Origin of the sequence: Streptomyces sp. NPDC006516 (assembly GCF_040611875.1) — a bacterium.
GTDB lineage: Bacteria > Actinomycetota > Actinomycetes > Streptomycetales > Streptomycetaceae > Streptomyces.
In genome coordinates this window covers 189,369-206,888 of the sequence record NZ_JBEXPD010000003.1, presented here as the reverse complement: position 1 = coordinate 206,888, position 17,520 = coordinate 189,369, and the positions used below count along the sequence as shown (strand labels likewise).

Sequence of the window (17,520 nt, the reverse complement as noted above, 5' to 3'; positions counted from 1 at the left end):
GGTGACCTCATCATGAGCACAGCAGAGCAGCAGCCTCGCGCCGACGGCGAGCAGGTGGGCGCGCTGGTTTCGCGCGCCTCGCAGCAGATCTCGGAGCTGGTCCGCGAGGAGATGCAGCTGGCACGTTCGGAGATGACGCAGAAGGGCAAGCGTTACGGGAAGGGCGGTGGCTTGTTCGGCGTCGCCGGTCTCGTCGGCATCCTCGCGGCCCAGGCTCTGGTGGCGACCTGCATCGCCGCGCTCGCGCTGGCCCTGCCCCTGTGGGCGGCGGCGCTGATCGTCACTGCCGTGCTGGCGGTGACTGCTGCCGTGGCCGCCCTGGCCGGGAAGAAACAGATCGCGCGGGCCGGCGCACCCGCTCCCGAACAGACCATCGACAGCGTCAAGGCCGATCTGGCCGAAATCAAGGAGAAGGCACACCGATGAACGACGAATCGCAGAACAAGATGGGCACCCCCACTCCTGAGGAGCTGCGCGCGCAGGTCGAGCAGACGCGCGACGAACTCGGGCAGACCGTCGAGGCGCTGGCCGCCAAGGCCGACATCAAGGCGCAGGCGAAGGAGAAGACCGCCGCGGCGAAGGCACAGGCCGCGGAGAAGACCGCCGCCGTGAAGGAGCAGGCTGCGGCCAAGGCGGCGTCGGCCTCCGACCAGATCCGCGAGAAGACGGGGCAGGCGGCACAGTTGGTGCAGGACAAGACCCCCGACGCCGTGCTGGAGAAGACGGCGCAGGCCGCCGCACAGGTACGGGAGAGCGCGGCCCAGGCAGGACAGTACGTGGCGGCCAAGACGCCTGACCCGCTGCGGGAGAAGGTGGGCCAGGCCGCGTCGGCCGCGCGTGCCAACCGCACCCCGCTCCTCGCGGGCGGCGCACTTCTCATCACCTTGCTGCTGATACGCCGCGGACGCGCACGGTGAAATCGTCCAGGAGCGCCTCGGGCCGGTCGGCCCGGGGCGCTTCGTCGTGCCGGGGCCCGGGCGGGAGACCACAGGCGAGGGCGGTGGATCCACGTCGGCCAGGCTCCGCGTGCGGGGCGGACAACATGAACTGGGCTGCACAGAGCGTCCACGGCGCGCCGTCCCGACATCCGCGTCAGTCCAGGGTGAGGGCTGCTTCGCCTGCCAGCTGCCGGGCAGCCGGTCCGTGGCGAGCGCTGAATGTACCGCCACGAGACAGGTCAGCTCCCGTCGGATGAACTCGCCTCCGGAGCGGCCTCTCCATCCCCACTCACGGCAGGATTCGGAGGCGACCGGGAGCTTCCGCCAGGTCGACCGCTCCACGGAGGCCCCCCGGCGGTATCAGGCCCGGGCGATGTGTCAGCGCAGGTCGAGCCGCATCAGCACTCGAGGGTGGCCGGCCAGTACCGAGGTGGTGTCGGCGGCGTGGACGAACCCGGCGCGCTCGAAGTTCTTCCTGATCCCGGCGTACGCCATCGTCGTGTCGACCTTGGCATCACCGCTGTCGAGCGGGTACGCCTCGACCGCCGGGGCGCCGTGGGCACGGGCGAACTCGACCGCACCGGCGATCAGCGCGTGCGAGATCCCCTTCCTGCGATGACCAGGGCGCACGCGGATGCACCACAGGGACCAGACCGGCAGGTCATCGACGTGCGGGATCCTGCGGCTGCGTGCGAAGGAGGTGTCCGAGCGCGGCGCGACAGCGGCCCAGCCGACCGGCACGTCGTCGTCGTAAGCGAGAACCCCGGGCGAAGGCTCCGCCCGGCACAGCTCGGCGACGTACTCCCCGCGGGCCGGCCCGCGGAGCTTGTTGTTGAGTGTGGATGCGATGCGGTAGCTCAGGCACCAGCACACGTTGGCTCCGGGGGACTTCGGACCGACCAGCGTACGGACGTCCTCGAAGGCCGAAGCGGGGCGAACCTCGATGGGCATGACTCCACGATGTCACGACGTGCCCACCGTGGCACCGCTCGGCCCCGGGCGGCCTACTCACCGAGGGCGGCCGCGCGGAAGACGATGCTCACGTCGACGATCGGTCGGCTCAGGCTTCGGGGATGGCGCGGCCGTAGTCGGCGAGGGTGACGTTCTCGGGTTCGGGGCCGCCGCGGCGGCCGGTCTCCAGCGCGTCCAGAGCGGTGAGCTCGCCGTCGGCGAGTTCGAAGTCGAACACGTCGAGGTTCTCGGCGATACGGGCGCGCTTGGTGGACTTGGGAATCACGGAGCGCCCCTGCTGGAGTCCCCAGCGCAGCAGGACCTGCGCGGGGCTCTTGCCGTGCGTTTCGGCGATGGCCGTGACGGCAGGGTCCTTCAGGACGCTCTTGCGGTGCTCTCCGTAACCCGGGTAGAACGTGATCCCCCCGATGGGGGACCACGCCTGGTTGAGGATGTGGTGCTTGTCGTCGAAGTCGAGGACGCCGCGCTGCTGGAAGTAGGGGTGGATCTCCAGTTGGTTGACCGCCGGGACGACGGAGGTGGCGTCGAGCAGTGCGGTCAGGTGGTCGACCATGAAGTTGCTGACACCGATGGCGCGAACCTTGCCATCGGCCAGGAGCTTCTCCAGGGCTCGGTAGGCGGCGAGGGTCTTCTCGAACTCCGAGGGCAGGGCCTGGTGGAGGATCAGCAGGTCGATCTGGTCTACGCCGAGCTTGGCCGCGCTCTTGTCGAAACCGTGGAGCGTCTCCTCGTAACCGAAGTCGCTGATCCAGATCTTGGTCTCGACGAAGATGTCCTCGCGGGGGACCTGGGAGTCGCGGATGGCGCGGCCGACCTCGCGCTCGTTGCCGTAGGCCGCTGCGGTGTCGATGTGCCGGTAGCCGAGGTCGAGGGCGGCGGTGACCGCTTCCCTGGTCTCGTCCGGCGGGGTCTGGAAGACGCCGAGTCCGAGGGCGGGCATCTGGACGCCGTTGTTGAGGGTGAGCGTCTGCATCAGCAGGACCTTTCGATGTGGGTGTTCGGTGACGAGCACGACGGCAGGACGGCCGCGGTGGCCAGGGCGACCAGTACGGCGGCCCTGCTCCGAGTCGCGCCCGCGTGCCGCGGCGTCGGTGAGGGTGACCGGCGGCCGCGACGGCGTCCCCGCCGGTTTCAGGTTCCCCGCTCAGGGACGTACCAGCACCTTCAGTACCTCCCCGCACGTCGACGGCCACGGCCTGGTGGCCGGCGGCGGCGAGGAGGCCCTCGGCCTCCTCGCCAGCTGGGCCGGCACCGGAGCCGTCGTCCCGACCGCCACCGACTGAGAACACGAGGAGAACCTCTCCATGCGCCCTCCTGTCCACGAGCCGCTTTCCCGCGCTGTCCGAAGCCGTGCACGGCGGCACGGACGCCGAGACCTCCTTCACGACCGGCCTGGAGGTGCTCGACGCCGTGGCCGCCGGACTCAGCCTCCCGCCGGCGTGAGGGACGCACTCACGCCACTCCCCCACTTTCCGGGCAGTCGGCCCGCGGCGGGCCGGCGAGCCCGCCACTCGTAGTGCGCTCCGGTCATTCGTCGAGGGTGCCGAGCGTGACGGGACCGAGGCCGACCGGGAGCGTGAGTACGGCCGTTCGCACTGCTTCCCGCGCTGTGGCGAACCGGCCGAGGTCGTCACCCACGCCCCCGGTGCCGACCCCGTACATGCCGTCGCTCGTCGCGGACACGGACACTCCGGCCGCGGTCAGCCGTGGCCGGGTGCTGGTCGCGAAGCGCAGGACCCAGTGGCTCGTGAACGGGTAGAGGGCGCGCAGGGCCGGTTCGGCGTATGCCGCTTCGACGAGTGCCCGGTGGTTCGCCGGCCCGGCCGCCTCTTCCCGCTCTGCGGCTTCCTGGCGCAGGTGCTGCCACTCGGATCGCGCGAGTCGCTCGGGATCGTTGTCGGGTACGTCGAACCGTCCGGTCAGGTGCACGAAGGGGGCCACCCGGCGAATGTCCTCCAGTGACGCCCCGTCGTGCCACGCCCCGGAAGCTCTGGCGACTGCGGCCAGGTCGTGGGTCTCACCGTCGATGAGGGCGAGGCCCTGGAACGAGTCCGCCCCGCGGACCGACCACCGACGTTCGCGGGACCAACCGGTGATCTCCAGTTCCTCACGGTGCAGAAGCCCGCTCGGGACGATCGCACGGAGCAACGGATCCACACCCGGGGACATGACAGGCACGGCGTCGAGACGGCCATTCGCCTCGGCTCGGAGCGCCGCGGCGAGGCTGCCGCGAGCCGTGACATCCGGATACAGGGCGGAGCAGGCGACAGGTGGCGTGGGCATGAGCCCTGATTGTGCCGCCCGAGTGGTTCACCGTGAGCACGAACGCCCCACCCGTGTTACGGATCCGGCAGAAAGGGGCAGAGGAACTGCGGAAATCCTGACAAAAGGAGCGTCATGCCAGCCCCCACCCCTCTCTACACAGTCCCCGGTCTCACCACCAAGAACGGCCAGCAACTCGTCACACTCCTGAGCTCCCGGCTGCACGCCCTCAACGATCTCGCGCTCACCCTGAAGCACATCCACTGGAACGTGGTGGGGCCCCACTTCATCGCTGTGCACGAGATGCTGGATCCGCAGACCGCAGCAGTGAGGGAGATGGCTGACGGCACCGCGGAGCGCATCTCGGCGCTCGGTGGTGTGCCGCAGGGCACCCCCGGCGTACTGGTGGCCGAACGCACCTGGGAGGACTACAGCATCGGCCGCGCCGATGCCATCGCCCACCTCGGCGCCCTGGACCTCGTGTACACCGGTGTCATCGAGGATCACCGGTCAGCGGCCGCCAAGGCCGGCTCGATCGATCCCGTCACCGAAGACCTACTCGTCGAGCACCTTCGCTCCCTGGAACAGTTCCAGTGGTTCGTTCGCGCACACCTCGAAAGCACCGGCGGAACCCTCTCCACCGCGGGGACGGCGACCGAGAAGCAGGCCGCCCAGGCCGCGGCCCCCACTCGCAAGACCGCCGCCAAGCGACCGGCGAAGAAGGCCAGCAGGGCGAAGAAGTGAGCGCGACGCGTGCCCCCAGGGCACCGGCGGTCTTCCGGGCACCGGGCCGCAGACGCCGGCGTCGGCAGGAAGGCCCGCCCCTCCCCGCGGCACACGTCCACGCGGCAGCGACTTGCGCCGGCCGGGCGAGCTTCTGACGCGCTGGAGAGCAAGGCGGGCCGGACACCGAGGCTCGGCTCTCCTGCCCCGCCCGCTCGGGCGGGATCAGCCCAGAGGGGAGGCCGTGTCGCGCAGGAGGGCCAGGGCCGGGCCGTACATGCGGGCCTTGATGGTGCCGAGCGTGTCACCGGCCTTGCCCACCTGAGCCGCCGCGAGCTCCACGGCCGCGGTTCGCACGGCGTCCTCGGCGACAGCCAGGTCGACGATGCCCGAGGCTTCGGCCTCGCCGCCTCCGTAACGATGAGCGGTGACCATGGCCCGGTGGGCGGCTTGCGGAGACAGCCGGGCCTGGATGAGGGCGGACATGCCAGGAGTGAACGGGATGTTGATGTCCGCCTCGGGCAGGCACCAGAAGCCGCGGTCGGCACGCATGACACGGAAATCGTGAGCCAAGGAGAGCATCGCTCCGGCAGCGAAGGTGTGCCCCTGCAGCGCGGCGACGGTGACCAGCGGCAGCGACAGCAATCGGGCGAAGAGCTCCTGGACGGATACCACGTAGTCCTGGTGCTGGTCGGCGTGGGCGAACAGCCAGTCCAGGTCGAGTCCGTTGGAGTAGAACTTCCCCGTGGCGGCGGTCACGAGGGCCCGCGGCCCTTCCGCCTTCTCCACCTCGTCCAGCGCGGCACCGACGGAGGCGACCCAGTCTGGGTGGAAACGGTTCTCACCGTCACCGAGGTCGAGAACGAAGACATTTTCCTGGCGATCGAGCGTGGGCATACGAGCTCCCTCGAAATGGGTGGGCACCGAGATCGATGGGCGGGATCCGGGCGCGTGACGGTGATCGCGGCATGGGTTCGCGGACGATGTCCGGCCCCTCCCCCGGCACATAGCTCATTGCTCGTGAATCTCGGCGGTGACCGCGTCCAGCCGGGCGAACAGGATGGCGATCGAACGCGTCGATCACACAGACTACCTTCCGGTAACTTACGAGTTGCGGCATGGAACGGGCAAGAGGCCCGGATCGGTCGGCATCCGCTGAAGCCCTCCCGGACAGCACGGGAACAGGCTGGCGGATACGCCCGGATCGCCGGGTTCGCGGCCGGCACATGGCGCGATCCGCTTCGGGCACGCCGGCCTCGTACGACGCACATGCGCGGCCGGTGGTGCGCCACATCGGTTCGAAGGGAACCGGGGTGCGCACCACCGGCCGCCGTTCAGGCCCGGGTGTAGCCGCCGTCAGGCCCGGGTGTAGCCGCCGTCGGCGAAGAGTTCCGCGCCGGTGACGAACGACGAGGCGTCCGAAGCCAGGAAGAGCGCGGCCTCGGCGATCTCCTCGGCTTCGGCCAGCCTTCCCAGCGGTACGACGGCCTCGGCGAACCGGTCGGCCTCCACCCCCGCGACGCCCAGCAGGCCAGGGGTACGCGTAGGCCCGGGACTCAGGACGTTGACCCGGAATCGGCGTTCCCGTGACTGCCGGGCCCAGTTGTGCACGAGGTTGCTCACCGCCGCCTTCGAGGCGCTGTAGACCTCGAGTTGCGCGTTGGGGCGCATGCTGTTGCTCGAGCCGACGACCAGGACGGAGGCGTTCGCCGCCAGCAGCGGAAGCGCCTTCTGCACGGTGAACAGTGGCCCCTTGACGTTGACGGCGAGCGTCAGGTCCACGTCCGCCTCGATGTGGGCGCCGAGCGCGGCGTCCGCGACGACTCCGGCGTTGGCCACCAGTACGTCGATGCGTCCGGCCTCCTGGCCGACTCGCGCGTAGAGGTCGTCCAGGTCCGCAAGGACCGAGACGTCGGATCGTACGCCGGTGGCCGCGGGGCCCAACTCCTCGACTGCCGCTTCGAGGCGGTCACCATCCCGGCCGGTCACGAAGACCCGGGCGCCCTCCCGGACGAAGCAGCGGGCGATGGCCAGCCCGATCCCGCTGGTCCCTCCGGTGATCACGGCCACCTTGTCCTGCAACACGCCTGGCATGTCGAGCCCTTCAGTTGTGGAATGGATCGTCCACAACGTAGCCGGTAATGGACGATCGGGTCAAGAATGGGTAGGCTGGAGCCATGCCGAGACCACGCGCATTCGACGAACGCCAAGTCCTGGAGCGGGCCCGGGAACAGTTCTGGGCGACCGGGTACGCGGGAACCCGGATGGACGACATCGCCCGGGCGACCGGACTCGGCAAGGGCAGCCTGTACGGCGCGTTCGGCGACAAGGGCAAGCTGTTCCACCGCGTGTTCGGCGACTGGTGCACCGCGGTCGTCGACGTGGCCGAAGGACGACTGACAGGCGGCCCGGACGCGGAGGCCTTGGCCCGGCTGTCGGGATACGTGCGCCTGATGGCGGAGAACACCGCCTCCGACTCCGAGCGCCGCGGGTGCCTGCTGGCCAAGGGCGCGGCGGAACTGGCCCAGCACGATCCGACGGTCGCCGGACGCTCGGCCGAGGCCATGACGGCGCTGCTGGCCCTGCTGCGGACCGAGATCAGCGCCGCCCAGCGTCACGGGGACATCGACAGCGCCGCGGATCCGGAGCAGTTGGCGGCACTGCTGCTGACGGTGGTCCGCGGTATCGAAGCGGTGGGCAAGGCCGGCCTGGACCCGGAGACGCTGCGGAACATCGCAGACACCGCACTGGCGGTCCTGCCCAGGCCCGAGGGGCGCTGACGCCGCGTAACCGGACGCAGACCGGCCCGCGAGCACCGACTCGGCGCCGAGCTCCTGGCCGGGGCCGGCCCGGCGCCCGCCCGACCGCAGGCAGCTCATGTCCGGCGGAGCACAGGCAGTTTGCACACCCCTGCCTGATACGGTCGGCCATCGTGGACTTCACCTCCGGCGGGACGAGCGGGCCTCGCCCCGACGCCGCCGCCCTGGCACAGGCTGATCGCGGTAACAACATGTGGGGCACCCTCACTTCCCCGGTCTGCGCCCGGCGCGCCGCCGAGGAGTTCCGCTCCGCCGGCTGGAGCGTCCGCCGATCGAGCTGGACCGAGTTCGAGGTCGAGTGCGCGTTCGCCGAGTTCGAGCTGATTCCTGCCGATTCCGTGCTGATCAGCGGGTTCGTGGATCCCGACCGCGTCGCTGTGCTGCTGACCGCTCTGCGGGAAATGAGCATGGCGTTCACCGTCGAGTTCGAGGACGGCGACGGGCAGGAGCACGTCTACCGTTCCGCTGCCTGATACCCCGCCTCTGCTCGTGCCCCTCATGGTGGGCGGTCCGCCGGACAGCGGCAGTCGGTGCGGGTTCGGTGGCGTCGGGGCAGCGTATGGTGCCGGGATGATGGCGATGCCGGAGGAGTTCGCACAGAACACCGTCGACCGCGAAGGGGAATCCGGAGCGGCGTGGATCGCCGAGCTGCCGGATGTCGTCGAGGAGTTGCTGGGGCGCTGGGGGTGCGTGCCGGATGGCGAGGTCATGCACGGTGGCGTCGGCATCATCGTTCCGGTCCGGCGGGCAGGTGTGGGGGATGCCGTGCTGAAGGTGTCGTTCCGGCATCCAGGCAACGTGCACGAGCCTGATGCGCTCGTCGCGTGGGGCGGATGCGGCGCCGTACTGCTGCACCAGCGCGACGACGAACGGTTCGCCATGTTGCTGGAGCGGGCCCGGCCGGCGACCCTTGCGGAGATCGAGGACGGCGACGAGGTGGCGGCGGTCGCCGGGCGGCTCCATCGCCGCCTCACCGTCCCCGCTCCACCCGGCCTGCCCCGGCTGTGTGAGCAGGCCGACGCCTGGGCGGAACAGCTCTGCAAGGACGCCCGGGAGCTGACGCACAGGCTGTCGTGTCGGGTACTGGATGCCACCCTGGCAACCATCCAGGAGCTGGGGCGGACCCAGCCGGACACGCTCGTCCACGGCGACTTCCACGCCCGGAACATCCTGCGGGCCGACCGGGAGCCGTGGCTGGCCGTCGATCCCAAGGGTTACGCAGGTGATCCGGCGTACGACGGCGGCACCCTGCTGAAGTCGCGCGCGCTGAGGCTCCTCGAAGCGGATGACCTGCGCAAGGCTGCCCACCGCGTCCTGGATGTCTTCTCCGAGGCCGCGGAGCTCGACCGCGAACGCGTCCAGCGGTGGGCACAGTTCCATGCCGTACAGGCATCGTTCGGGGGTCGGCGCCACGGTTTTCGAATCGCCCGCAGCGGACCGCGGCGGGACTGGCTCACCGATTTCGCCGACCGCCTGGGGGACATGCTCACCGAACCTCGTCAAGGGTGAGGGTGCCGACCCGGAGCGGTGGTCGGGGCAAGCGCGGCCGGCGGTGTCCGCCACAGGGCCCCCTCCGGCCTTCCGGATTGCTCCGGACGTAACAACCCGCGGGTGCGATCCTGCTCGTATGAACGATCTCGGCGACGCCCACCTGCGCAGCTGGACACTGCGCCTCATGGCACTCCTCTCAGCGGACCGCCAGGCGCAACTGGCGTGGCTGAGCGGGCAGGAAACGGAGACCAAGGACGTCGTCGAAGAGGTGGAGCTGCTCTGCCGCGTCGCAGAAGGGCTCACCGAGCGCGGAGTCCTCGCACCCGGCGATCTGCGGACGATCAGCCGACGCCTCGGCACGATGGATGCCGTCTGCCGTGCCGGCTTCTGGGCCGACGCCCTCTCCACAGATCCGGCGTGGGACGACATCCGTGCTCTCGCCCGCCAGTTCCTCGTCACGTCGCTGGGCGACTGGCGGCAGCCGCTGCCGCGCCCCGCGCGTACAGGCATGGGCAACGACTGACGCTTACAGGCATGGGCAACAACTGAGCAGTTCGCTCCCGCAGGCCACCCCTCGACTCCGCTTCAGCGGTCGTGCCCCACGCATGCCCTCGGACGATCTTCCACTGAGGCAGGCACAGCACGCTGTGGCCTCCGCCGCCGAAGCCCCGCAGTGGGCCCCGGTTGCGAGCGTGACCCGCACGCCGGGACTCGGCGGTCCGCTTCCGTCCCGGGGCGCCGCCCCAGCGCGATGCAGACACGCCTGCTCACGTGAGGGCGGCGACCAGCAGGGCGAAGGCGGCCATGATGACGGCGACGCGGACGTAGTGGAAGCGGTCCCAGCGGTTCATCTGCTGCTTCCAGTCGGCGGGCCGGTTGTCAGGGGTCCAGGTCTTGCCCCGGTTGTTGATCGGTACGAGCAGCAGGATCGACATGATCACGCTGACGATCAGTAGCGCGCCACCGGTGACGACCAGGCCGGTGCCGTCGTGGTTCCACCCTGCTACGGCCCAGATCGCGACGAGGACGAGCGAGCTGATGTACCAGACCGGCATCACGGCGCCGAGCATCCGGCCCCCGTGGGCGCGCCCGAGCTGGCCGCTGTCCTCGGGAAGTGCGTTGAAGATCCGATTCATGACGAAGGCGACGGAGAACTCCACCCCCACCATCACACCGACGACCACGGTGGTGAACACCTCAAGTGCGTTGAGCATGATGACCCCTCCTGGGATCTAGCGCCGCTAGATGACAGTTCAACGCTAGTACTACTGCCGCTCGATTGTCTAGCGCTGCTAGGATGGAGTTATGTCGGTACAGGAACGCAAGGAGCGCGAGCGGGCGGGCCGCGAACGTCTCATCGTGGCGACGGCCCGCGAACTCGCCGAGCAGCAGGGCTGGGAGGCAGTCACCACTCGCCGCCTGGCCGAGAGCATCGAGTACAGCCAGCCCGTCCTCTACAGCCATTTCCGCGGCAAACGGGAGATCATCGGCGCCGTCGCCCTCGGAGGCGCGGCCGAGATGGCGGCGGCGGTGCGCACCGCCGCCTCCCGGGCGGACGGCCCGCGCGCCCGGGTCACCGCCCTGGCTCGCGCCTACCTCGACTTCGCGGTACGCAACCCGGCTGTCTACGAAGCGATGTTCCAGCTCGACGGTGGCCTTGTGTTCGCGGACGAGGAGACCCCGGCGCCTCTCAAGGACGCCTTCGCCGCCCTGCTGGAGAACCTCGGCGAGGCGGCCGGGGACGGTGTCCACCCAGGGCTGTTCACCGAAGTGTTCTGGGCCGCCCTCCACGGGCTGGCGACCCTGACCCGGGCAGGCCGACTGCCGCCGGAGGACACCGAGCGGAGGACGGAGCTGCTGGTGGACCGGCTGGCCCTACTTTGACGCGCTGCCCCGCTGCTCCCGCAGGCCATGGCCCAGGGGTGGTCCCGTGCGGCCACCGATCGTGCGGCAAGGACGCGCCGTCACCGCCGGTAAGGAGCACTTGGCGTCCGGTACGGCACACGGCCCCGGAGTCGTCCGGCGACGGCCGTCGGCCCGCGTCACCGGTGCCGGAACGGGGCGAGTGTGGCGCGTACGAGGTCGGCGGCGCCCCAGTCGGGCTCGAACTGCGCGATAACGGCCAGGTGCTGGCGTAGCTGGAGGATCGGCATGCGTGCGCGCCAGTCCTGGTCGAGCCCGGTCAGCTCGGCGTACAGCTCGAAGAACACCTGCCCCTCAGGAGGCGGGGACGTCGTCCACAGGTGGGCCAGGTCGACCTCGGCCCATGTGTACGACACCGCCGGGTCGATCAATGCGGGCCGGCCGTCGTGGGTGGCCATGACGTTCAGCGCCCACAGGTCGCCGTGCGTCAGGCAGGCGGGCCTGACCGGCAACAGCTCGGGCAGCCGGTCGCACAGCCGCTCCAGCGCCGCCCGGTCCGCGGTGTCCAGCGCCTCCTGGACGCGACGCTCGCCGAGCCAGCGCAGCAGGCGGTGCTGGGCGAAGAACTCGAATCCGTCGTCGTCCCAGGTGTTCACCTGTCTGCGTCGGCCCAGCCAGTTGTCCCGGTGCCACCCGAACCGGGCGTGACGCGTCGTGGTGTGCAGGTGGGCGAGCATGTGCGCCAGCTGCTCCCAGAAGGCCTGGGTGCCCGGCCGGGGTCGCAGCACGGACAGCACGAGAAGGTCGCGGTCCGCGAGGATGATCTCAGGCGTGGCAATGCCTGCCTCACGCAGCACCGTGAGCCCTTCGGCCTCCGCGGCGAATGCGTCGTCCGACGGTGAATCGCGGAACGCCTTGACGAACACCGACGTGCCGTCACCGCGCTGCGCGAGCCCTGCGGTCGCGGCGAGGCCCCCGGCGGCCGGCTCCACCTTGACCACATCGGTCAGGCCGGCCGCATGCAGGCGTTCGAGCAGGAAGGACGTGGACGCTGTCACGCTGATACTCCTCTCGCTGGTCGCGATCATCGCAAAGAGGGGCCGGGCCCGCAGCGACTCGGTCGAACTCCATGGACTCCGCGAACTCCCCCGATGACGAGCTCACCCCTTGATGAACTCGATGACCTGTGGGGCGAGTTTCTTCGATGCCATGACGACGGCACCGTGGTTGAGCCCGGGCAGGCTGCGGTGATCTGCCTCCGGCAGGATCTCGGTGAGGGCGCGTGCGGCACGCTGGAAGGCCGCCGGGCTCTTGCCGCCTGTCAGTACACGGGTGGGTACCGCCACCCCCTTCCACTCCTCGGCGTCGAGCGGCCTGCCTTGCTGCGTATCGCCCATGATCGCGATGTCGTAGGGCAGAGTGCGGGCCAGCTCCGTGAGATTCGCCCACATCTTCGGCATGAGTTTCATGCAGAACACGGCGATGCCGGGCATGCCCTGCACCTTGGTCATGAAGTACGTGACCGCCTCGCTTCGGCGGCCTTCCGCGAGCAGCAGGGCGATCTGCTGGGCGAGGTCCGGGGGCGGCCCGTCATCCCCTTCGGCAACCACGAAAGGCGGTTCGTACAGCGCGAGACGGTCGACGCCGATTCCCGCAGCAGCCGCGCGCAGGGCGAGTACCGCGCCGGAGGAGGATCCGAACAGGGACGCCGAACCGCCGACGTGTTCGACCAAGGCGGCGATGTCCTCGATCTCGCGCTCGGGAGCATAGGCGTCAGCATCTCCACTGGCACCCCGTCCGCGACGGTCGTAGTTGATCACAGTGAAGTGCTCGGCGAGGAGGCGGGCGAGTTTGGTCGTGTCGGAACGGTCGGCCAGCGCCGAGGCGACGAGGACGACGGGCGGACCGAGGCCCGACTGCTCGAATGCGATCTCGGTGCCGTCGGCAGAGACGACACGGGCGTCGGTGCCGGCCGGCTGCTCCTGGGCTCGTGACATGTTCATTGCTCCGCTTGCTGTGGGCGACGGGGTGCGTGTTGCTTACAAGACCGTCGCGGAGCGGAAAACTCATCGGCGTACCAGGAAATGAGTACCGGTCACGAAGCGAGTCCCGTGACCGGTGGGAAGTCCCGCGTGGACCAAGACACGGACTTCGTGGGGCTGCGCGCAGGGGACGGAGACCATCATGTCGAGGGTGCGGGTGCCCGTCGTGAGATCGGCGCATCCGCCCTCCCTCGTCTCACCGACCGGCATGAAGGACTCCACCGCGTCGAGCGTCTGCTCCGACGCCGCGGGCATGACCGGCGCGGGCGCCCCGAATATGCCCACCTTCAGGACGGCGCGCAGCCTGGTCTTCTCTGCCAAAGCGGTGTCCTTCTCGGCTGCTTCAGGCTGCGTCCCGCCAGATGGTCAAGTCTCCCTGGAGGAAGGCGAGTTCCGGCAGCGCGGTGGACTTCGTCTGGATCACGTACAGACCGATGTTGCCCTCGTCGTCCTTCATGCAGATCTCGGTTCCGGCAGCTGCCGCGGCCAGCGACCACTCGTGGCTCGTGGCCTTGTTGAGCATCAGCCTGCACTCGTCGAGGGTGGTTCCGTGGCCTCCGAATATCTGCATGAACACAGTGTGGTCGCTCTTCAGCTCGCATCCGGCCGACTCGCAACTGAGGCGGACATCGCCCTTGCGGTTCTCCAGCTGGGGCTCGGTGCTCTTCAGACTCATGGAGTTGTCCGTGTACAGATGCACCAGAGGGAACCCCTCGGGCCGCGGCTCCCGGGGTGCGCCCGACGCGGGAGCGGAGTCCGCAGGTGTCCCGTCTTCCGACCCGTCTTCCGACCCGGACCCGGTCCCTGCCGCCGGTGCGTCCGCCGCGGGCGGGGAGGCCGGGCCGGACCCCGGCGACCGTACGGCCGGTTCCGTGGCGGACGTCCTCGGGCCGGCCTCGTCCGCCTCGACGAGCCGCTCCCTCACGTCCTGGAGCACCCATGCCAGGGCCGCCACCAGCAGCGCACCTCCGGTCACACCGACGGCTGCGACCAGCGCCGTACGCCGTCTGCGTGCCTTCTGTTCCTCCGGTGTCTGCTGCGGCCTTGTGTACGCGTACACCGAGGCGGGCGTCAGCACCGGCGCCGACGCGACCGCCGGAGCCGGCAGGGGCATCGGCTCCGAGGGACGGGCGGGGGTCGGAGCGGAGAGCAGCTCCGAGGGAAGGGCGGGCGTCGGTGCGGGCACCGGCGCCGGAACCGTGACCTTCGGGCCGGCGATCTCCCGCCACACGGCAGCGCCCCCTGCCGCGTCGGCGTCCGCCGTGAGGCGTCGGCGGCACCACTGCACGATCTCCGCCGGGGTGGCCCGATCCGCCGGGTCGGCAGCCAGGCACCGGGCGAACAGCGGACGCAGCGCCTGGGGCAGCAGGGACAGGTCGGGTTCGGAGTGCACGATCCGGTAGAGCACGTTGACGGCCGATCCGTCGCCGTAGAGCGGCCTGCCCAGGGCCGCGAACGCCGCCGTCTGGCCGAGCGCGAAGACGTCGGTCGCCGCGGTTGTCTCGCCGCCCGCCGCCTGCTCCGGCGCCATGAAGAAGGGAGTACCGAGGGCGCCTCCGGTCGCCGTGTACGCGGTCCCGTCGGCTGCCAGCGCGATGCCGAAGTCGATCACCCGCGGGCCGTCGGCCGCCAGCAGCACGTTCGACGGCTTCAGGTCACGGTGCACGATGCCCTCGGCGTGGATGGCCTGAAGCGCCTCGGCCACCCCCGCCATCAGCCACAGAAGCGCGGGCACCGGCAGCGTCCCGCTCCGGGTCACCGCCTCCGTCAAGGACGGCCCCGGCACGTACAGCGTGGCCAGCCACGGTGGTACGCCGTCCGCGTCGGCGTCGATCAGCTCGGCGGTGTACGCCCCGCGGACCCGTCGGGCCGCCTTGATCTCCCGGCCGAACCGGCGCCGGAAGTCCGGATCGTCGGCCAGCTCCGGACGCACCACCTTGATCGCCAGGGGGCGGCCGCCCTGCGTGTGCGACAGATACACCCGGCCCATGCCACCCGCGCCCAGGCGCGCGGCGAGCCGGTAGCCCGCAACCGTGGCCGGGTCGTCCGCCTGGAGCGGCTGGAAGAACTCCGTCGCCTGGCTCATGTCTTTGCTCTACCCCCACTGGTGACGCACCGGCCAACGGCACCAGCCTATGCGGGGTTTCGGCGTGCGCCGCGACCGGTGTCTCTCCACGTCCGGCATGCTGAGTGCCGACCGGGTGAGGCCACCGTCCGCCGGAACGGCATCCGTGGAGGATGGCGGTGCGGCGGTGCGTCCGCGCCGTGTGCGGGTCCTCTTCCGCTCCGGCGTGGGCAGCCGGTCGTCAGGAACTCGTGGGCCGTTGTCCCGGCGGATCAGCGGACCCGGCGGATACGGATCGGGCCGCGGGCCTGTGCCGGGTCGACAGGCCTCCCGGACTGGGTGATCTCCACCTCGCCGGCCGTGACAAGACGCCGGGCCGCTCGACGGGCCGGCTCCATCAGCGCGCGCCAGCCGTCGTCCTCTCCTTCGTACGCGGCTCGCGCGGCATCGGACGGGCAGATCGTCGCACTCGGCCCGCGCCGCTCGAGCAGCTCCAGGATGACTCGTTCCAAGCGCCGGTCCGGCTGCCGTTCACTGTCCGTCACTCCGCCAGTGTCGCACCGGAGGCGAGGGCGGGCGCGTCGATCTCGTGCCCGCTACGACGGCGCTCGCGAAGTCCCTCCGAGTGAGACTCCCGGAGCCCATGGGACGAGCACCCCAAGCCCTTTCGTCCGGGCGAGGGGTGCTCGAAGGCCCGCCGGGGCACGGCCCGGGTGCTGCCGATGCGGCTCAGGAGGCCAGCAGGGCGCCCAGGACCATGCCGCCGATCAGGCCCACAGCGCTCACCACGATGGCGGGCACGGCGAGCCGCTCGTGCCGGACGGCCTTGGCCACGATGGCGAGAACGAGGCCTACCACGCCGAAGACGATCGGCAGGAAGAGCAAGGAGATCACACCAAGCACCATCGCGACGATGCTGAAGACGTTGCCGGTCGCCGTGCGCTGCGGGGCGTTGTGCGGGTGCTGCCCTGCCGGTTGGTTGCCGTACTGCGTGGTCATCTGCCTCTCCTTCGGGACGATCACCGGCTCGGCCCCTGGATGGGCCGGCCCATCCCACGGGTACCCCCAACTCCTCTGCGAACACCACACCTTGAGCCCACACATGTGGACGTCCAGCCCACACACGTGGCCGTCCACGAACGCCTCGGGAGACCTCTCACGCATCCGTGAAGGGCTACGACGTACGGCGCCGGGTGCGGCCTGCCGCCTCCTGCCCTTCGGCCTTCCTGGTCCGCCGGCTCGCCACGCTGCGGGCCTCCTTCGCGGAGGGTTTCGCTGCGGACTCCTTCTCGGGAGCGGCCTTCCTGGAGGCTGCCTTCCCGCGCAAGCTCTTCTTCGGAGCGGCTTTCGCGGAAGTCTCCTTCTTGGCGGCGGCCTTCGCCGAAGCCGCCTTCTTCGGAGCGGCCTTCGTGGCGTGGTCGGCCCGTCCCCTTGCCCCCGTGGTCTCTGTTGCCGGCTCCTTGCCCGGCCCGGCCTCTCCCGCCGCGCCGGAGCGCTTCTTCCCACCGCGCTTCCTGGAGCCGCCGACGGGTCGCGCACTCCGGCGCAGGGCGGGCCGGGGCTCGGCTCCCTCTCCGGTATCACGTTCGTCGTCGCGCTGAGCTCCTTCGTCCCCGGCGGCGCTCTCCCCGGAATCGCCTGCGGCTTGCCCGTCCGCCGTGTCCGCAGCGACGTGACTCGCCTCTTCGACCGCAGCACCGGTGCGATGGCTCACGTCCTCCACGGCTGTGCCCGCGCTGTCACCGACGGACTCGACCGCCGCCCCGGCACTTCGCCCGACATCACTCACGGCCGTCCCGGCGCCCTCGCCCAGCTCACCTACAGCCCTGCCGGCGCCGGCACCCACGTTCTCGACCGCCGCGGCGGCACTCTTGGTGAGCTGCTCGAGAATCTGGGGATTACGGTCCACCGTGGTCAGCAGCCTGGTGACGATGACGGCGATGTTGTGCAGGCGCACCCTGAGCTGTGCCTGCACGTCAACGCCTTCGATACCCAGCGTGACGCGCCCCAGCCGTACGTCCGCGCCGACGTTGAGCTTGAGAAGGTCCAGTACCTCCGCCTGCAGGGAGACGTGGGCCTCGAGGTCCTCCACTTCCAGGTCGAGTTCGTCGACGTGGAGGGCGGGGACATCCAGGAACACGTCCGACGGGCCCCTACCGCCGCCCTGGGCCTGTGGGGCGGCGAGCTCGCGGGCCTCCGGGTCCTCGTGCTCGTGGTCCTCGCCGTCCGGGCTGGGCATGATGTGCGCACATCCTCGATGGGCCCCCGAGGCTGATCTTCACGTTCAAGTGTCGACCGGGCGAAACCATTACGCAACGTAGGGCCGCAGGGGTCCAGCCCGTCGT

The 17,520-nt window shown here is 70.3% G+C and carries 22 protein-coding genes; 9 read left to right on the top strand and 13 right to left on the bottom strand.

Going from position 1 to position 17,520, the window contains the following annotated elements; genetic code table 11:
* The first annotated feature begins 12 nt into the window (after positions 1-12).
* Positions 13-426: a phage holin family protein gene (locus tag ABZY45_RS12930; RefSeq protein WP_356739183.1), complete on the top strand. Its 414-nt coding sequence runs from the start codon at positions 13-15 to the stop codon at positions 424-426.
* Entirely contained in the window at positions 423-917 is a 495-nt protein-coding gene (locus ABZY45_RS12925; RefSeq protein ID WP_356739181.1) for a DUF3618 domain-containing protein, read from the top strand. The genes ABZY45_RS12930 and ABZY45_RS12925 overlap by 4 nt, the downstream gene beginning before the upstream one ends.
* Positions 918-1,316: 399 nt before the next feature.
* On the opposite strand, the gene ABZY45_RS12920 is transcribed toward ABZY45_RS12925, so the two are convergent.
* Both ABZY45_RS12920 and ABZY45_RS12915 read right to left on the bottom strand, forming a co-directional pair.
* The gene (locus ABZY45_RS12920; RefSeq protein ID WP_356739179.1) at positions 1,317-1,889 is read right to left on the bottom strand and encodes a GNAT family N-acetyltransferase; all 573 of its coding nucleotides are present in this window, start codon (positions 1,887-1,889) and stop codon (positions 1,317-1,319) included.
* A gap of 109 nt (positions 1,890-1,998) precedes the next feature.
* Positions 1,999-2,883 carry an aldo/keto reductase gene (locus ABZY45_RS12915; protein ID WP_356739176.1) on the bottom strand — a complete coding sequence of 295 codons (885 nt, stop codon included), beginning with the start codon at positions 2,881-2,883 and terminating at the stop codon, positions 1,999-2,001.
* Positions 2,884-3,007: 124 nt separating this feature from the next.
* On the opposite strand from ABZY45_RS12915, the gene ABZY45_RS12910 reads away from it, so the two are divergent.
* Positions 3,008-3,193: a hypothetical protein gene (locus ABZY45_RS12910; protein ID WP_356739174.1), complete on the top strand. Its 186-nt coding sequence runs from the start codon at positions 3,008-3,010 to the stop codon at positions 3,191-3,193.
* 244 nt (positions 3,194-3,437) lie between these two features.
* Here ABZY45_RS12910 and ABZY45_RS12905 read toward each other — a convergent pair whose 3' ends face one another.
* Complete coding sequence (locus ABZY45_RS12905) at positions 3,438-4,193, bottom strand: DUF6193 family natural product biosynthesis protein (RefSeq protein ID WP_356739172.1); 756 nt, start codon at positions 4,191-4,193, stop codon at positions 3,438-3,440.
* A 114-nt stretch (positions 4,194-4,307) separates the two neighbouring features.
* On the opposite strand from ABZY45_RS12905, the gene ABZY45_RS12900 reads away from it, so the two are divergent.
* Complete coding sequence (locus ABZY45_RS12900) at positions 4,308-4,916, top strand: DNA starvation/stationary phase protection protein (RefSeq protein WP_356739170.1); 609 nt, start codon at positions 4,308-4,310, stop codon at positions 4,914-4,916.
* A gap of 204 nt (positions 4,917-5,120) precedes the next feature.
* On the opposite strand, the gene ABZY45_RS12895 is transcribed toward ABZY45_RS12900, so the two are convergent.
* Entirely contained in the window at positions 5,121-5,792 is a 672-nt protein-coding gene (locus ABZY45_RS12895; RefSeq protein ID WP_356739168.1) for an enoyl-CoA hydratase-related protein, read from the bottom strand.
* Positions 5,793-6,251: 459 nt separating this feature from the next.
* Complete coding sequence (locus ABZY45_RS12890; RefSeq protein ID WP_356739166.1) at positions 6,252-6,989, bottom strand: SDR family oxidoreductase; 738 nt, start codon at positions 6,987-6,989, stop codon at positions 6,252-6,254.
* An 83-nt stretch (positions 6,990-7,072) separates the two neighbouring features.
* On the opposite strand from ABZY45_RS12890, the gene ABZY45_RS12885 reads away from it, so the two are divergent.
* From ABZY45_RS12885 to ABZY45_RS12870, 4 genes are all read left to right on the top strand, one after another.
* The gene (locus tag ABZY45_RS12885) at positions 7,073-7,675 is read left to right on the top strand and encodes a TetR/AcrR family transcriptional regulator (RefSeq protein WP_356739164.1); all 603 of its coding nucleotides are present in this window, start codon (positions 7,073-7,075) and stop codon (positions 7,673-7,675) included.
* A 152-nt stretch (positions 7,676-7,827) separates the two neighbouring features.
* Positions 7,828-8,187, top strand: coding sequence for a hypothetical protein (locus tag ABZY45_RS12880; RefSeq protein WP_356739162.1), 360 nt, complete (start codon positions 7,828-7,830; stop codon positions 8,185-8,187).
* 97 nt (positions 8,188-8,284) lie between these two features.
* Positions 8,285-9,223, top strand: coding sequence for an aminoglycoside phosphotransferase family protein (locus ABZY45_RS12875; protein WP_356739160.1), 939 nt, complete (start codon positions 8,285-8,287; stop codon positions 9,221-9,223).
* A 118-nt stretch (positions 9,224-9,341) separates the two neighbouring features.
* Positions 9,342-9,728 carry a hypothetical protein gene (locus ABZY45_RS12870; protein WP_356739158.1) on the top strand — a complete coding sequence of 129 codons (387 nt, stop codon included), beginning with the start codon at positions 9,342-9,344 and terminating at the stop codon, positions 9,726-9,728.
* Between the two features lie 244 nt (positions 9,729-9,972).
* Here the strand turns inward: ABZY45_RS12870 and ABZY45_RS12865 are convergent, their stop codons facing one another.
* On the bottom strand, positions 9,973-10,419 hold the full coding sequence (locus ABZY45_RS12865; protein WP_356739155.1) for a DUF1772 domain-containing protein: 447 nt from the start codon (positions 10,417-10,419) through the stop codon (positions 9,973-9,975).
* Between the two features lie 91 nt (positions 10,420-10,510).
* Here ABZY45_RS12865 and ABZY45_RS12860 point away from each other — a divergent pair, with 91 nt between their 5' ends.
* Positions 10,511-11,089, top strand: coding sequence for a TetR/AcrR family transcriptional regulator (locus tag ABZY45_RS12860; RefSeq protein ID WP_356739153.1), 579 nt, complete (start codon positions 10,511-10,513; stop codon positions 11,087-11,089).
* A 158-nt stretch (positions 11,090-11,247) separates the two neighbouring features.
* Here ABZY45_RS12860 and ABZY45_RS12855 read toward each other — a convergent pair whose 3' ends face one another.
* The 7 genes from ABZY45_RS12855 to ABZY45_RS12825 form a co-directional block, all read right to left on the bottom strand.
* A complete protein-coding gene (locus ABZY45_RS12855; RefSeq protein ID WP_356739151.1) occupies positions 11,248-12,126 on the bottom strand; it encodes a fructosamine kinase family protein in 879 nt (292 codons plus the stop codon).
* A 102-nt stretch (positions 12,127-12,228) separates the two neighbouring features.
* Complete coding sequence (locus tag ABZY45_RS12850) at positions 12,229-13,065, bottom strand: alpha/beta hydrolase (RefSeq protein ID WP_356739149.1); 837 nt, start codon at positions 13,063-13,065, stop codon at positions 12,229-12,231.
* 69 nt (positions 13,066-13,134) lie between these two features.
* Complete coding sequence (locus tag ABZY45_RS12845) at positions 13,135-13,431, bottom strand: hypothetical protein (protein ID WP_356739147.1); 297 nt, start codon at positions 13,429-13,431, stop codon at positions 13,135-13,137.
* A gap of 22 nt (positions 13,432-13,453) precedes the next feature.
* Positions 13,454-15,196, bottom strand: coding sequence for a serine/threonine-protein kinase (locus ABZY45_RS12840; RefSeq protein ID WP_356739145.1), 1,743 nt, complete (start codon positions 15,194-15,196; stop codon positions 13,454-13,456).
* A 251-nt stretch (positions 15,197-15,447) separates the two neighbouring features.
* Positions 15,448-15,720: a DUF3253 domain-containing protein gene (locus ABZY45_RS12835; RefSeq protein WP_356739142.1), complete on the bottom strand. Its 273-nt coding sequence runs from the start codon at positions 15,718-15,720 to the stop codon at positions 15,448-15,450.
* Positions 15,721-15,904: 184 nt separating this feature from the next.
* Positions 15,905-16,174: a hypothetical protein gene (locus ABZY45_RS12830; protein ID WP_356739140.1), complete on the bottom strand. Its 270-nt coding sequence runs from the start codon at positions 16,172-16,174 to the stop codon at positions 15,905-15,907.
* Between the two features lie 175 nt (positions 16,175-16,349).
* Positions 16,350-17,414: a hypothetical protein gene (locus tag ABZY45_RS12825; RefSeq protein ID WP_356739138.1), complete on the bottom strand. Its 1,065-nt coding sequence runs from the start codon at positions 17,412-17,414 to the stop codon at positions 16,350-16,352.
* Between the last annotated feature and the right edge of the window lie 106 nt (positions 17,415-17,520).

Excerpts from the sequence above, each read along its gene's own strand:
- ABZY45_RS12930 (WP_356739183.1), top strand. The coding sequence starts at position 13 with ATGAGCACAGCAGAGCAGCAGCCTCGCGCCGACGGCGAGCAGGTGGGC.
- ABZY45_RS12925 (WP_356739181.1), top strand. The coding sequence starts at position 423 with ATGAACGACGAATCGCAGAACAAGATGGGCACCCCCACTCCTGAGGAG.
- ABZY45_RS12920 (WP_356739179.1), bottom strand. The coding sequence starts at position 1,889 with ATGCCCATCGAGGTTCGCCCCGCTTCGGCCTTCGAGGACGTCCGTACG.
- ABZY45_RS12915 (WP_356739176.1), bottom strand. The coding sequence starts at position 2,883 with ATGCAGACGCTCACCCTCAACAACGGCGTCCAGATGCCCGCCCTCGGA.
- ABZY45_RS12905 (WP_356739172.1), bottom strand. The coding sequence starts at position 4,193 with ATGCCCACGCCACCTGTCGCCTGCTCCGCCCTGTATCCGGATGTCACG.
- ABZY45_RS12900 (WP_356739170.1), top strand. The coding sequence starts at position 4,308 with ATGCCAGCCCCCACCCCTCTCTACACAGTCCCCGGTCTCACCACCAAG.
- ABZY45_RS12895 (WP_356739168.1), bottom strand. The coding sequence starts at position 5,792 with ATGCCCACGCTCGATCGCCAGGAAAATGTCTTCGTTCTCGACCTCGGT.
- ABZY45_RS12890 (WP_356739166.1), bottom strand. The coding sequence starts at position 6,989 with ATGCCAGGCGTGTTGCAGGACAAGGTGGCCGTGATCACCGGAGGGACC.
- ABZY45_RS12885 (WP_356739164.1), top strand. The coding sequence starts at position 7,073 with ATGCCGAGACCACGCGCATTCGACGAACGCCAAGTCCTGGAGCGGGCC.
- ABZY45_RS12875 (WP_356739160.1), top strand. The coding sequence starts at position 8,285 with ATGATGGCGATGCCGGAGGAGTTCGCACAGAACACCGTCGACCGCGAA.
- ABZY45_RS12870 (WP_356739158.1), top strand. The coding sequence starts at position 9,342 with ATGAACGATCTCGGCGACGCCCACCTGCGCAGCTGGACACTGCGCCTC.
- ABZY45_RS12865 (WP_356739155.1), bottom strand. The coding sequence starts at position 10,419 with ATGCTCAACGCACTTGAGGTGTTCACCACCGTGGTCGTCGGTGTGATG.
- ABZY45_RS12860 (WP_356739153.1), top strand. The coding sequence starts at position 10,511 with ATGTCGGTACAGGAACGCAAGGAGCGCGAGCGGGCGGGCCGCGAACGT.
- ABZY45_RS12850 (WP_356739149.1), bottom strand. The coding sequence starts at position 13,065 with ATGTCACGAGCCCAGGAGCAGCCGGCCGGCACCGACGCCCGTGTCGTC.
- ABZY45_RS12840 (WP_356739145.1), bottom strand. The coding sequence starts at position 15,196 with ATGAGCCAGGCGACGGAGTTCTTCCAGCCGCTCCAGGCGGACGACCCG.
- ABZY45_RS12830 (WP_356739140.1), bottom strand. The coding sequence starts at position 16,174 with ATGACCACGCAGTACGGCAACCAACCGGCAGGGCAGCACCCGCACAAC.
- ABZY45_RS12825 (WP_356739138.1), bottom strand. The coding sequence starts at position 17,414 with ATGCCCAGCCCGGACGGCGAGGACCACGAGCACGAGGACCCGGAGGCC.